The organism is Azotobacter vinelandii CA (genome assembly GCF_000380335.1).
Lineage (GTDB): Bacteria > Pseudomonadota > Gammaproteobacteria > Pseudomonadales > Pseudomonadaceae > Azotobacter > Azotobacter vinelandii.
In genome coordinates this window covers 3,793,031-3,805,943 of record NC_021149.1, presented here as the reverse complement: position 1 = coordinate 3,805,943, position 12,913 = coordinate 3,793,031, and the positions used below count along the sequence as shown (strand labels likewise).

Below are 12,913 nucleotides of genomic sequence, written 5' to 3'. Positions count from 1 at the left end.
TCAACAAATCTCCATGATGCTGGTATTGGCGGCGGTCTGCCCCTCCAGCGGCTCGTTGTGCAGGGCGTGCATGAGGGCCCAGGCCAGGTCGGCGTGGCCGGTTGCGTCGGTGCGGCCGGCGACGTAGGTCATCTGCCGGCCGCTGGCGGTCATGGTCTTGCGGATCGCCATCATTGAACTGGTGAGGTCGGTCCAGCCGGCGTCGTACTCCAGCCGGCCGTTGTGGACCACGTCCCACGCCTTCATCACCAGGCGGGCCTTCACCTCTGGGCTGTACGAGAACGTGGTCAGGTTCGGGAAGAACGACCTCACCAGTTGGGCTACGCCGGTGCCCATGCCGGTGGTGTCGAGGCCGATGTAGGTCACCCAATAGCGCCGGGTCACTTGGCGGATGAACTCGGCCTGCGCGGCGAAATCCATGCCGCGGAACTGGTGCCGCTCGAGCACGCGGAACTTGCCGCCCGGCACCAGTGGCGGGGCGACCACCACCAGGCCGGCGCTGTCGCCTGTCTCGGCCGGGTCGTAACCGACCCACACCTGGCGATCGCCGAACGGGCGGGCGGCGAACGGCTTGAAGTCCTCGGCCCACTCGACCCAGCTGTCGACCTGGCATGGCTGCAGCATCGCCAGCGGGAAGATGCTCGCCCCGTCGTCGACGAACTCGCACATCAGCAGGTTGGCGAACTGCTCGGCGTTGTACTCGAAGCGCAGCTCCTCGAGGTCGAACAGGTCGCAGCCACGCCGCTCGGCGTCGAGGATGGTCACGATCTGCCGCCAGATCTTGTCCTCGCTCAGCCGACCCATGGCCAGGGCGTCGTGGCCGACGTCGAGCGTGAGGTGCTGCGCGGTCGGCTTGCCCTCGTTGAGTCGCTCGCCGGTCCACCAGCGGTAGGCCGGGTGCCCCTTGCTCGATGGCGTCGAGAAGTAGGTCTTGCGCCATTTCTTGTGCAGGGCCATGCCCGAGGCGACCTTGTTCAGCTCGTCGAAGCCGTGAACCCAGAAGAACTCGTCGAAGTAGAAGTTGCCGGAGCGGCCCTGCGCGGTGCGGTAGTTGGTGCCGAGAAAATGCAGCTCGGCGCCGTTCCACAGCACGATGGGGTCGCCGGTCAGTTGCCGGCCGAGCACTTCCTGGATGAAGGCCTGCATGTAGTTCTTGAACTGGTGGGCCTGCGCCTTGCTGGCCGACAGGAAGATCTGGTTGCGGCCGGTCAGCAGTGCATCGATCAGCGCCTCGCGGGCGAAATAGTAGGTCGCGCCGATCTGGCGAGACTTCAGCAGCATGCGCGTGCGCTGGTTGCCGGCCCGATACCAGTCGAGCTGGTACTCGAAACAGCCGTCGATGAACGCATCGCGAAGCTGTTCGATCTCCTCCTCGCCGAACTCGTTGCGCTTCGGTGGCGTCTTCGGCCCCTCGTTGCGCTTGGCGAGTTTCGGATTCAGGTCGGTTTCGGTACCGCCGCCCTGGTAGCGCTGGATGCGCGCCTGCCGCTCGAGCTGGCGGTGCAGCAGGTCGATTTCCTTGAAGTCGCCGCCGGTCTTGTTGTCCTTCAGGATCAACTGCACAAGCCGCGCCTCCAGGGCGCCGCCGATGCGCTCGACGCTGTCCGCGCGGTCCCACTCGTCGCGCGACTTCCAGGTGTGCAGGGTCTTTTCGTTCTCGCCGGTGGCTTCGGCGATCTCGCAGATACGCCAGCCCATCCAGTAAAGGAATTTGGCCTGGCGGCGAGTATCGAGGGGGAGGGGGGCGATGGCTGTCATGCGCCGATGCTGCCCGCGCGCGGGCGCCTGAGCAGTCGGCCGTCCCTGTAGCGCGCCGCGCTACAACCCCGTCTCGTTGCCGCTCCGGCGGGGCCTCCCGACTATGCCCTCACTGCATTGCCGCTACCGGCCCGCACTGAGGACAACCCCGCATGAAGAAATTTCGCTCCAAGTGGTTCCGCGTCGCCGTCGAGGGCGCGACCACCGACGGCCGCAACATCGAACGCGCCTGGATCGAGGACATGGCCGCCACTTACGACCGCGCCAAATACGGCGCGCGGATCTGGATGGAGCACTACCGCAGCGCCCTGCCGGACAGCCCGTTCCGCGCCTACGGCGATGTCCTGGCGGTCAAGGCCGAAGAGGTCGAGATCGACGGCGAGAAGCGCCTGGCCCTGTTCGCGCAGATCGAGCCGACCGACGACCTGGTCAACCTGGTCAACAAGCTGAAACAGAAGATTTTCACCAGCATCGAGGTCCTGGAGAAGTTCGCGGGCACCGGCAAGGCCTACCTGATGGGCCTGGCCGTCACCGACTCCCCGGCCAGCATCGGCACCGAGATGCTCGCCTTCGCGCAGCAGCATCCGGACGCCAACCCGCTCAAGGGCCGCAAGCAGAACGCCGACTCCCTGTTCAGCGTGGCCACCGAGACGCTGCTGGAGTTCGAGGAGATTGAGGACAAGCCCAGCGTCGGCGCCGCCTTGTTCGGCCGCGTGCAGGAACTGCTCAAGGGCAAGCAGGTGCGGGACGACGGCGAATTCGCCCAGATCGGCAAGGCCGTCGAGGCCCTCGCCGAGCACTTCAAAGAACAGGCCGAAATTTTCGCCGACGAGCAGCGGAACACCGCCGAGCTGACCACCACGGTGCAGCAGCTCTCCGCAGACCTGGCCGCCCTCAAGACAACGCTCGGCACCACCCAGGACCACCGCCAGCAGCAACGCCCGACCGCCAGCGGCGGCAACGGCCGCATCACCACCGACTGCTGATCCCCGTTTTCACCGGAGTACCCCATGCGCAACGAAACCCGCGAACTGTTCGACGCCTACCTGGGCCAGATTGCCCAGCTCAACGGCGTGGCGGACGTCAGCCGCAAATTCACCGCCACCCCGACGGTCGCCCAGCGGCTGGAAACCCGTATCCAGGAATCCAGCGAATTCCTGGGGCGGATCAACATGATCGGCGTGGCCGAGCAGAGCGGCGAGAAAATCGGCCTCGGCGTGTCCGGCCCGGTGGCCAGCACCACCAACACCGCCACCACCGACCGCGCTACCACGGACCTGTCCACGCTCGACGACCGCGGTTACACCTGCAGCCAGACCAACTTCGACACCCACCTGACCTACGCCCGGCTGGATGCTTGGGCCAAGTTCCCGGATTTCCAGGCGCGCGTGCGCGACGCCATCGTCAAGCGCCAGGCCCTGGACCGGATCATGATCGGTTGGAACGGCATTTCCCGCGCCGCCACCTCCAACCCGGCCACCAACCAACTGCGCCAGGACGTCAACATCGGTTGGCTGCAGAAGATGCGCACCGAGAACGCCGCCCGTGTGCTCGCCGAAGTGGTTGCGGACAGCGACGAGATCACCATCGGCGCGACCGGCGACTACAAGAACATCGACGCCCTGGTGTTCGACCTGGTCGCCGACATGCTCGAGCCCTGGTACCAGGAAGACACCGACCTGGTGGTCATCTGCGGCCGCCAACTGCTGGCGGACAAGTATTTCCCGATCATCAACCAGAACCACGCGCCGACCGAGCAACTGGCCGCCGACGTGGTCACCAGCCAGAAGCGCATCGGCAACCTGCCGGCCGTGCGTGTGCCCTATTTCCCGCCCAAGGCCCTGCTGGTCACCCGCCTGGACAACCTGTCCATCTACTGGCAGGAGGGCACCCGGCGCCGCCAGGTCGTCGACAACGCCAAGCGGGACCGCATCGAAAACTACGAATCGGTCAACGATGCCTATGTCATCGAAGACCTTGGCGGCGCGGCCCTGGCCGAAAACATCGTGCTCGTCTGAGGTGAACCATGACCAGCCCGTGCCGCCGTCATTTCCAGAAGGTCCGCGCCGCCCAGGCGGCCGCGACCACCGAACCCGCCCAATCCATGGCCGGCGCGACCGCCTACGAGTTGCAACTGCTGCAGCTCACCACGGACCGCGCCCGGCTCAAACAGATCCAGTCCGAACAGGGCAAGGCGGAGCTGAAGCGCGAACTGCTGCCGGCGTACCAGCCCTACGTCGAGGGCGTGCTGTCGGCCGGGCAGGGCGCCCAAGACGAAGTGCTGACAACCGTCATGGTCTGGCGCATGGATGCCGGCGACTACACCGGCGCCCTTGACATCGCCGACTACGTGCTCCGCCACGGGCTGGTCATGCCCGACCGTTTCGCCCGCACCACCGGCTGCCTGGTCGCCGAGGAGATCGCCAATGCGGCGCTCAAGGCGCAGAAGGCCGGCGGCGCCTTCGACCTGGCAGTGCTCGAGCGTACTCAAACACTCACCCAAGAGCAGGACATGCCCGACGAGGCCCGCGCCAAGCTGCTGCTTGCCACCGCCCGCGCCACCCTCGAAGGCGAAGCGCCGGGGCAGCCGCGCCTGCAGATCGGCATCGACCTCCTCAAGCGCGCCATCGACCTGCACGGCAGTTGCGGCGGCAAGAAAGACCTGGAGCGCGCCGAGCGGCTCCTCAAGAACATCGCGGCCCCGGCCGCGGACTGAGCGTCCCCACGCGAACCCGGCGGCGGGGGACCGATCCAGGCAGCACGCTGCCCCGGTGACGTCCCCCCCACCGCCGACCCGGGAGAACCCCCATGAGCGGATTCATCGCCAACGGCGGCACCGTCGAGCCATTCGTCCTGGACAATGACGGCTGGTTTCCGGACATCGACGCCGAACACCTGCGCGCTGCGGTCCGCATGGACGGCAGCATCACCAACGCCCGCCTGGAAGTAGCCGCGGTCGCCGCCATGCTCAGCGTCAACCGCGAACTGGCCGCCTACAAGGCCGCCGAACTGGCCAACGGTTACGCGGCCCTGGCCGACGTGCCGGCCGTGGCCATCGACGGCGAGAGCGAGCGCGTCCACCTCTACCGCCGCGCCGTCTACTGCAGCGCCGGCGCCGAGCTGGCCGAGCGCTATCGCAGCTACGACGCCACCGCCGCCGGCAACCAGCGCGCCGACGACCTCACCCCCAGCATCGACGAGTTCCGCCGCGACGCCCGCTGGGCGATCCGCGACCTGCTCGGCGTCACCCACACCACCGTGGAGCTGATCTGATGGCCACCGTCATCGCCCACCAGGGCGACACCCTCGACGCCCTTTGCTGGCGGCATTACGGCCGCACCGCCAGCGTCGTCGAGGCCGTGCTCGAAGCCAACCCCGGCCTGGCCGACCTCGGCCCGATCCTGCCCCACGGCCAGCGCGTGACCCTGCCCGAACAGGCCCCGCAGCCGCAGCGGCAGGGCCTCGTCAACCTCTGGGACTGACCCCCATGAACAGGATGAAACACATGCCCGACAAACCGGAAACCTGGGCCTGGCTCGCCGCCTGGGTGCAAAGCAACTGGCCGGGGATCTACGCGGGCGTGCTCGCCTTCGTCATCGCCGTCTTCCGCATCGCCTACACCGGAGGACGCCTGCGGCAGCTCGTGCTGGAGGCCCCTCTGTGCGGCTTCATCGGCCTGGGCGTCAGCTACAGCACCGAGCTGCTCGGCGTCTCGCCCAGCGCCGGCGCCTTCTTCGGCTCGATGGTCGGCCTGATCGGCGTCGAAACCGTCCGGGCCACCGCCCGCCGGCTGCTGGAAAAGAAGGTGGAACAGGCATGACGACGCTCCGCCTCGACGACCGCAACCTGGCGGTCCTGACCCTGCAGAAACAGCTCAACGCCCTGGGCGCCGGCCTCTACCCCGACGGCCACTATGGCGAGCAGACCGAACAGGCCGTGCGCGACTACCAGCGCCGCACCGGCCTGGTCGTCGACGGCATCGCCGGCCCGAAGACGATGGCCGCCCTGGCCGGGCAGGACATCGGCCACCTGCTCAAGCAACGCGATCTCGAACGGGCCGCCGAACGCCTCGGCGTGCCGCTGGCCAGCGTCCTGGCCATCAATCTGGTGGAGAGCAAGGGCAACGGTTTCCTGGACAACGGGCGCCCGGAGATCCTGTTCGAGCGCCACGTCATGCGCGAACGGCTGCTCGAGCACGGCTACATCCTGCCCAGTCTCGGCACCCCCGAGGCCACCGCCGCCGCCCTGGCCGAGCGCTACCCCGGCATCGTCAACGCCACGCCTGGCGGCTATGCCGGCGGCGCCGCCGAACATCAGCGCCTGGCCCAGGCCCGCCAGATCCACGACAGCGCCGGGCTGGAGTCGGCGAGCTGGGGACTGTTCCAGATCATGGGCTACCACTGGCAGCGCATCGGCTACGCCAGCGTCCAGGAATTCGCCCACTGCATGGCAGAGAACGAGGCGCAACAGTTGGGGGCATTCGTCCGCTTCATCGAAGCCGACCAGGCCCTGCACAAGGCTCTCAAGGCCCGGAAGTGGGCCGAGTTCGCCCGGCGCTACAACGGCGCGGCCTACGCTCGCAACCTCTACGACGTGAAGCTCACCCGTGCCTACGAGCAGTTCGCCTGGCTGCAGGAGGCCGCATGATCGCCCGTCTCCTGCAATGGGCTGGCCCGGTCTGCCTCCTCGCCGCCAGCCTCATCGTCTTCAGCGTCAGCCTGCAACGTGACCGCGCCGAGGCCACCGCCCAGCAGGCCATCGAACAGCGCGACCAGATCATCCGCCACGCAAACAGCTTGGCCGACGAGTTGGCAAAGGAGCGCACCGCCCAGGCCAAGCTGCGCACCACCCAGAACGCCCTGCGCAACGAACTGGCCCGCCGCCGCACCCAGATCGAGGAACTCAAGCATGAAAACCAGGAACTGCGCGAGTGGGCTGCTCAGCCTCTGCCTGCTGCTGCTCGCCGGCTGCGCGAGCGACCGGCCCTCACCGGCGCCGACGCTTACCGTGACTGGCTGTCCGGCCGTGGTGCCGTGCCGCCTGCCGGCGACGGCGCCGAGCGATAACGGCGACCTGCTCGACGACACCGAACGCCTCGAAGCCGCCTGGGCAGAATGCGCCGCCCAGGTCGACATGCTCTACCGCCACCAACAGACCACCCCATGAGATCCGCCATGGACCAGATCGCCGAAAACATCGACCGCCTCGAGGACCTGATCGCCGCGCTGCACACCCCGATGCCGCATCGCCTGCACATCCGCTGCCTGTGCGAGGCCTTGCCCGAAGTGGTCGCCGGCCTGCGCGCCGGCTACCTGGCCGCCGGCGGCGACAACCACTGGCATCAGGAGTCCCTATGAACAAACCCGAATCCCTGCGCGCCCACCTGCTGGCCGCCGTGCCCGAGCTGCGCCACGACCCCGACCGCCTGCTGATCGTCATCGACAAGGGCCGCATCCGCAGCACCGCCGCGCCGGGCCTGAGCTTCGAGTACAGCTACACCCTCAACCTGCTGCTCACAGACTTCGCGGGCCACCCGGACGCCATCGCCATCCCGCTGCTGGCCTGGCTGCAGGTCAACCAGTCGGAGCTGCTGGTCAACCTGGAGAAGGGCAAGGAAGCCATCCAGTTCGAGGCCGAGGTCCTGGCCAACGACAAGGTGGACCTGTCGATCACCCTGCCGCTCACCGAGCGGGTCATCGTGAAGCGGCAGCCCGACGGCACCCTGCAGGTCACCCACGCCGCTGAGCCGCAGTACACCGAGCAGTTGGAAAGCACCCACCTGCAGGTCTACGCCGACGGCGAGCTGATCGCCGAGTGGGACACCCCGGAGCCGACCGGCGTCGCCCTGGCCACCCCGCACCCGGGGCCGACCCGCTATGCCTGACGACCTGCGTGCCCTCGAAGACTGGGCCGGCGCCCTGCTGGCCCGGCTCGACGCCGGCGAGCGCCGCAAACTCACCCGGGCCATTGCCCGCGACCTGCGCCGCAATCAGCAGCAGCGCATCGCCGCGCAACGCGACCCGGACGGCACGCCCTATGCGCCGCGCAAGCCGCGCAAGGACCTGCGCGGTCAGGTCGGCCGCGTGCGCCGGCGGATGTTCGCCAAGCTCCGTCAGGCCAAGCACCTCAAGCTGCAGAGCACGGCGGACAGCATCGCCATCGGCTTCGTCGGCCGCGTCGCGCGCCTGGCCCGCGTCCACCAGTACGGCCTGCGCGATCGCGTCGAGCGCGGCGGCCCCGAGGTCCAGTACGACCCGCGGCAACTGCTCGGCCTGACCGACGCCGACCTGGAGCTGATCCGCGACCGCCTCCTCGAGCACCTGGCCGGCTGACCGCACCCTGTAGCGTGCCACGCTACAACCCCCGCCACGCGACAGCCGCGCCCACGCGCGGCCAGCATGGCGGCCATGAATACCGCCGACCTGACCCGCCGCCTCGAAAACTTGATCCGCCTCGGCACCGTCGCCGAGGTTGATCCGGACGTCGCTCGCTGCCGTGTGCAAACCGGTGGGCTGCTCACTGGCTGGCTGCCCTGGCTCGCCGAGCGTGCCGGCTTCGACCGTACCTGGAACCCGCCCAGCACCGGCGAGCAATGCCTGCTGCTGTCGCCCTCCGGCGACCCGGCCACCGGCATCGTGCTGCTCGGCCTGTACTCGACCGCCAGCCCCGCGCCCGACGACAGCCTGACCCGCCACCGCCGCACCTACCGCGACGGCGCGGTGATCGAGTACGACACCGAGAGCCACACCCTGCGCGCCACGCTGCCGGACGGTGGTCAGGCCGACATCGTCGCCCCGGGCGGCGTGACCATCCTCGGCAACGTGACCATCACCGGCCTGGTCACCGTGACCGAGGACGTGATCGCCGCCGGCATCAGCCTGGTCCAGCACGTCCACGGCGGCGTCATGCCGGGCGGCGCCACCACGGGAGGTCCGCAATGAGCGGCATGTCCCGCACCACCGGCCAGACCATCGGTGACCTCGAGCACCTGCGTCAGTCCATCGCCGACATCCTCGGCACGCCGATCGGCTCGCGCGTCATGCGTCGCGACTACGGCAGCCTGCTCCCCGAACTGATTGACCAGCCGCTCAACGGCGCGACCGTGACGCGCTTGTACGCCGCCATCGCCACGGCGCTGATCCGCTGGGAGCCACGCCTGCGCCTGACCCGCGTCCAGCTCAGCCCCGGCAGCACATCCGGCAGCGCGGCGATCGACCTCACCGGCACTCACGTCGACGACAACGCGCCGCTCAGCCTGCGTGTGCCGCTTTCCATGGGAGCCAGCGCATGAGCAACTTCGTCGCCATCGACTTGTCGCAGATCCCCGCGCCAGAGGTCGTCGAAACCCTCGACTTCGAGGCCATCCTCGCAGACCGCAAGGCCCGCTTGGTCAGCTATTACCCGGCCGGCGAGCAGGCCGCCGTCGCCGCCGAGCTGGAGCTGGAGTCCGACCCGCGCACCAAGATGCTGCAGGAGAGCGCCTACCGGGAAATCCTCCTGCGCGCCCGCATCAACGACGCGGCCCAGGCCGTCATGCTGGCCTACGCCACCGGCACCGACCTGGACCAGCTCGGCGCCTTGTTCGGCGTGCAGCGCCTGACTGTCACCGAGGCAGACCCTGACGCCGTGCCGCCGGTTGCCGCCGTCTACGAGGGCGACAGCGAGTTCCGCTACCGCATCCAGTTGTCGCTCGAAGGGCTGAGCGTGGCCGGGCCCGAGGGGGCCTACATCTTCCACGCCCTGAGTGCCAGCGGCCAGGTGCTCGACGCATCGGTGACCAGCCCGACGCCTGGCGTGGTGGTGGTTACCGTGCTGTCCCGCGAGGGCGACGGTACCGCCAGCAACGAACTGCTCGCCACCGTCGGGAGTGCGCTCACCGACGAGAACGTACGCCCGCTCACCGACTTCGTCGAAGTGCAGGACGCCATCATCGTTTCGTACCAGATCGAGGCGACGCTGTACTTCCTCTCCGGCCCGGACCGCACCGTGGTCATGGCCGCGGCCCAGGCGGCCATCGAGGCCTACACCGAGGGCCAGCACCGCCTCGGCCTCGACGTGACTCTGTCCGGCATCTATGCCGCCCTGCACCAGCCCGGCGTGCAGCGCGTCGACCTGGCCAGCCCGGTCGCCAACCTGGTGGTCGACCGGCAGAGCGCCTCCTACTGTACGGCCATCACCCTGACCGATGGAGGCCTGGATGAGTAACGTCCCCAGCCTGCTGCCGCCCAACGCCACGGCCCTGGAGCGTGGCCTCGTGCAGGCCTCGGCGCCGCTGGGCGAACTCCCGGTGCCGCTGCGCGAGTTGTGGAACCCGGACACCTGCCCCGAGCACCTGCTGCCCTGGCTGGCCTGGTCGCTGTCGGTCGACGAATGGGACGGCGCCTGGACGGTTGCAGCTCAGCGGCGCGTGATCGCCGCCAGCGTCGAAATTCATCGCAGGAAGGGGAGCGCTGCAGCGGTGCTCCAGGCACTCGGAGCCCTGGGACATCAGGGCCGTCTCGTCGAGTGGTGGCAGGAGACTCCGCCCGCCGCACCGCACACGTTCCGCGCAGAGGTCGAGATCGACGAGCGGGGCATCGACGAGGACCTCGCGCGCTCGATCGAGCGACAGGTCGCGATGACCAAACCGGTTCGCAGCCATTTCATCCTGCGCCTGATCGCCATCGGCCGGGCGGAGGTGCATGTGGCCTGCGCGGCCATCCATGGCGAGCGGACCACCGTCGTCCCGCCCATCGTCTCCGAGCTGCAGGCTGGCAGCCCGCAGTACCAGGCGGCCAGCCTGGTCACAGGCGAGTCGACCACCATCATGCCCCCCCTCGCCGCCGGGCTGCAGGCCAGTGTGCAGCAGTACCACGGGGCCGGGATGGTCGCCGGCGAGCTGACCACGGTTTACCCACCCCTCGCCACCGGGTTGCCGGTGGGTGGCCAGCAGTACCGCGCCGCCGGCATGGCCACCGGCGAAACCACCATCGTCCACCCCCATGGAGCCGCACTATGAGCGACCCGCAGGACTACTACGTTCTCGTTACCCAGACCGGCCTGGCCCTGGAGGGTGCCAGCCATGGCAACCAACAGCCGCTACGACTGGCCGAAATGGCCGTCGGCGACGGCCTGGATGCCGCCGCTATCGCGGATGGCGCCCTCTATTACGCCGAATACGATCCCGATGGCAGTGAAACCGCCCTGCGCCATGAGCGCTGGCGGGGGCCGCTGACCAAGATCGAGCAACACCCCACAAACCCGAGCTGGTGGATCGCCGAGGTGGCCATCCCCGACGAGGTCGGCGGCTGGTACGTCTCCGAGGCCGCGCTGTATACCGAGGATGGCGAGCTGTACGCCATCGCCAAATATCCGCCCTCGCTCAAACCGTTATGGACCAGCGGCGCCGGCCGGCAGATCTATGTGCGCCTGATTTTCCAGGTCACCCAGGTGGCCGAGGTCACGGTCGTCGTCGATCCGGCCGTCGTCTATGTCTCCCGCGGCTATGTCGACGATGCGCTGGCCGCGCTCGAACTGCGCACGCTGACAGCGCCGGCGACCGGCCAGCCCGGCCAGGTGCCCGTGCGCGCCGCCGAGCCCGGCTCGGGCAACCCCATCGCCTGGGTCGCGCCGGGCGCGATTGCGGGGGCGGCGCTGCGCAAAGACGCGGGATTCACTGCTGCGGTCGGTGCCCGCTATTACCTGGCGGACTCGATCGTCGTGACCCTACCGCAAGGTTCCGGGCTGCAGGCGGGGGACTCCATCGCTTTCGTCAAATCCATCGGCGCCGCGCCCCTGATTCAGGCACAGGTCGGCGACAACATTCGGCACGGCGAGCAGATCGACAGCGCCGTCACGTTCGACATCCAGTCCGAGATCATTTTCGTCTGGTCCGGCACTACCTGGGAGGTTTAGATGCCAATTTCACTGCTCACACAGTCCGGTCAGGAGTCGGGCTGGGTCCTGGGGGAAACCCGCAGAATTGCGGCCGCCGCCGATCTGATCGATGTGGGGGAGTCGGGAAAGGCGGTCAAGCGCGATGTCGCGCGCGCCATCCTGGCCAGCGAGTACCCCGATTTCTACAACCTGGCCGTCGATACCACCACAACCAAATTTTTCGCGACGCGCACGGCAACGGGCCTGACCGGCGTGAACGGCATCAACACCAGTGGCGCGGGAGTGTGGATCGCGACCGGGCCGGCCGGCGGTATCTCGCGGAGTACCAACGGCGGCGTGACCTGGACGGCGGTGACCAGTGGTGTCACGGCCACCCTCGGCCAGCCCAGCTACGGCGGCGGGAAATGGGTCATCCCCTACGCCACCAACAAGGTGCTGATCTCGGCCGACGATGGCGCGAGCTGGACGGATACGACCGTACAGGGGTCGTTCAGTTTCAGCGCTACCGGTAAAACGGCATACCTGAACGGCGCGTTCGTCTATAGCGACCTGAGCACGAAACTGTATCGGTCGACGGACGGGGTGAACTGGAGCGATGTGGGCGATACCGCCCGAGGGGGCGGGACATATATCAGATCGCTCGCGGTCGGCCAGGGGCTGCACGTCATCCTGGTCGACGGCAATCTGCCCCGCTACAGCAGCGACGGCGGGGTGAGCTGGAGCAGCGGCGCCAGTCGCGGCATCACGGACCCCGGCGGAGGGCTGTACTGGACCGGCCAATACTGGGTTTCCGGCGGATCATTAGTCGCCGCGGGGCCCATTACTGAGCCGGCCCCGTCCGCCGCTGGCTATGCATTTTCGCTTTCCGAGGCGCTGACCGGCCCGGTGCAGCGGCTCCATGTGTCGTTCACCGCAACGGGTCAGTCGGGGGCTAACTGGACCGAGAGCTATCACGCCGAGGTCATCTGTGCGGATGGCGCCGCCGGGGCGGTGCTCAAGTACGGCGGCTATGGCACTGGTACACGCTACCTGAGCAACGCCGATCTGCTCAAGCTGCTGAGCGGCCAGTCTCCAACGCGGGTGGCCGTATCGGGCGGTCCATCCTCGGTTTCCACATACGGCGTGACCGAAGAGGGCTCGCTGTATGCCCTCCTGTCGTCATCCAACCAGTTAGGACTGAGAACGCCGGGCTCGGTCGTGGAGATGACCTTGGATGCGTATGCCTATACAGCCAACCAGGTGACGAATGCCAACTGGTACACGCGAATCAAATAGATGG

The 12,913-nt window shown here is 68.1% G+C and carries 18 protein-coding genes and 1 pseudogene; 18 read left to right on the top strand and 1 reads right to left on the bottom strand.

All coding sequences use genetic code 11. The features are described 5' to 3' along the window. Entirely contained in the window at nucleotides 1–1,758 is a 1,758-nt protein-coding gene (locus tag AVCA_RS17115) for a terminase ATPase subunit family protein (RefSeq protein WP_012702280.1), read from the bottom strand. Between the two features lie 152 nt (nucleotides 1,759–1,910). Here AVCA_RS17115 and AVCA_RS17110 point away from each other — a divergent pair, with 152 nt between their 5' ends. The 18 genes and pseudogenes from AVCA_RS17110 (at nucleotide 1,911) to AVCA_RS17030 (ending at nucleotide 12,909) form a co-directional block, all read left to right on the top strand. Then, nucleotides 1,911–2,744, top strand: a complete 834-nt coding sequence (locus AVCA_RS17110) for a GPO family capsid scaffolding protein (protein WP_012702279.1) — start codon at nucleotides 1,911–1,913, stop codon at nucleotides 2,742–2,744. A gap of 24 nt (nucleotides 2,745–2,768) precedes the next feature. Further along, entirely contained in the window at nucleotides 2,769–3,776 is a 1,008-nt protein-coding gene (locus AVCA_RS17105; protein ID WP_012702278.1) for a phage major capsid protein, P2 family, read from the top strand. 8 nt (nucleotides 3,777–3,784) lie between these two features. Further along, the gene (locus tag AVCA_RS17100; RefSeq protein ID WP_012702277.1) at nucleotides 3,785–4,474 is read left to right on the top strand and encodes a phage terminase small subunit; all 690 of its coding nucleotides are present in this window, start codon (nucleotides 3,785–3,787) and stop codon (nucleotides 4,472–4,474) included. 92 nt (nucleotides 4,475–4,566) lie between these two features. Further along, entirely contained in the window at nucleotides 4,567–5,031 is a 465-nt protein-coding gene (locus AVCA_RS17095; RefSeq protein ID WP_012702276.1) for a head completion/stabilization protein, read from the top strand. Continuing rightward, nucleotides 5,031–5,240 carry a tail protein X gene (locus AVCA_RS17090; RefSeq protein ID WP_012702275.1) on the top strand — a complete coding sequence of 70 codons (210 nt, stop codon included), beginning with the start codon at nucleotides 5,031–5,033 and terminating at the stop codon, nucleotides 5,238–5,240. Before AVCA_RS17095 ends, AVCA_RS17090 begins: the two co-directional genes overlap by 1 nt. 5 nt (nucleotides 5,241–5,245) lie before the next feature. Then, nucleotides 5,246–5,578 carry a phage holin, lambda family gene (locus AVCA_RS17085; protein WP_012702274.1) on the top strand — a complete coding sequence of 111 codons (333 nt, stop codon included), beginning with the start codon at nucleotides 5,246–5,248 and terminating at the stop codon, nucleotides 5,576–5,578. After that, a complete protein-coding gene (locus tag AVCA_RS17080) occupies nucleotides 5,575–6,405 on the top strand; it encodes an N-acetylmuramidase domain-containing protein (RefSeq protein ID WP_012702273.1) in 831 nt (276 codons plus the stop codon). The genes AVCA_RS17085 and AVCA_RS17080 overlap by 4 nt, the downstream gene beginning before the upstream one ends. After that, nucleotides 6,402–6,746, top strand: a pseudogene (locus AVCA_RS17075) (Rz-like lysis system protein LysB); the annotation flags it as partial. The gene AVCA_RS17080 and the pseudogene AVCA_RS17075, both read left to right, overlap by 4 nt. Next, a complete protein-coding gene (lysC, locus tag AVCA_RS26895) occupies nucleotides 6,667–6,924 on the top strand; it encodes an Rz1-like lysis system protein LysC (protein ID WP_217652870.1) in 258 nt (85 codons plus the stop codon). The pseudogene AVCA_RS17075 and the gene lysC, both read left to right, overlap by 80 nt. Before the next feature lie 8 nt (nucleotides 6,925–6,932). Next, nucleotides 6,933–7,115, top strand: a complete 183-nt coding sequence (locus tag AVCA_RS17070) for a hypothetical protein (RefSeq protein WP_236616250.1) — start codon at nucleotides 6,933–6,935, stop codon at nucleotides 7,113–7,115. Then, nucleotides 7,112–7,642 (top strand): phage tail protein, encoded by a 531-nt coding sequence (locus AVCA_RS17065; RefSeq protein WP_012702270.1) that lies wholly within the window; start codon nucleotides 7,112–7,114, stop codon nucleotides 7,640–7,642. Before AVCA_RS17070 ends, AVCA_RS17065 begins: the two co-directional genes overlap by 4 nt. Next, complete coding sequence (locus tag AVCA_RS17060; protein ID WP_012702269.1) at nucleotides 7,635–8,090, top strand: phage virion morphogenesis protein; 456 nt, start codon at nucleotides 7,635–7,637, stop codon at nucleotides 8,088–8,090. The genes AVCA_RS17065 and AVCA_RS17060 overlap by 8 nt, the downstream gene beginning before the upstream one ends. A 66-nt stretch (nucleotides 8,091–8,156) precedes the next feature. Further along, entirely contained in the window at nucleotides 8,157–8,699 is a 543-nt protein-coding gene (locus AVCA_RS17055) for a phage baseplate assembly protein V (RefSeq protein ID WP_012702268.1), read from the top strand. Next, nucleotides 8,696–9,049 (top strand): GPW/gp25 family protein, encoded by a 354-nt coding sequence (locus tag AVCA_RS17050; protein WP_012702267.1) that lies wholly within the window; start codon nucleotides 8,696–8,698, stop codon nucleotides 9,047–9,049. Before AVCA_RS17055 ends, AVCA_RS17050 begins: the two co-directional genes overlap by 4 nt. Further along, nucleotides 9,046–9,963: a baseplate assembly protein gene (locus AVCA_RS17045; RefSeq protein WP_012702266.1), complete on the top strand. Its 918-nt coding sequence runs from the start codon at nucleotides 9,046–9,048 to the stop codon at nucleotides 9,961–9,963. The genes AVCA_RS17050 and AVCA_RS17045 overlap by 4 nt, the downstream gene beginning before the upstream one ends. Beyond that, the gene (locus AVCA_RS17040) at nucleotides 9,956–10,756 is read left to right on the top strand and encodes a phage tail protein I (protein WP_012702265.1); all 801 of its coding nucleotides are present in this window, start codon (nucleotides 9,956–9,958) and stop codon (nucleotides 10,754–10,756) included. Before AVCA_RS17045 ends, AVCA_RS17040 begins: the two co-directional genes overlap by 8 nt. Next, nucleotides 10,753–11,652, top strand: coding sequence for a phage tail protein (locus AVCA_RS17035; RefSeq protein ID WP_012702264.1), 900 nt, complete (start codon nucleotides 10,753–10,755; stop codon nucleotides 11,650–11,652). The genes AVCA_RS17040 and AVCA_RS17035 overlap by 4 nt, the downstream gene beginning before the upstream one ends. Further along, nucleotides 11,653–12,909, top strand: a complete 1,257-nt coding sequence (locus tag AVCA_RS17030) for a beta propeller repeat protein (RefSeq protein ID WP_012702263.1) — start codon at nucleotides 11,653–11,655, stop codon at nucleotides 12,907–12,909. Nucleotides 12,910–12,913 lie beyond the last annotated feature (4 nt).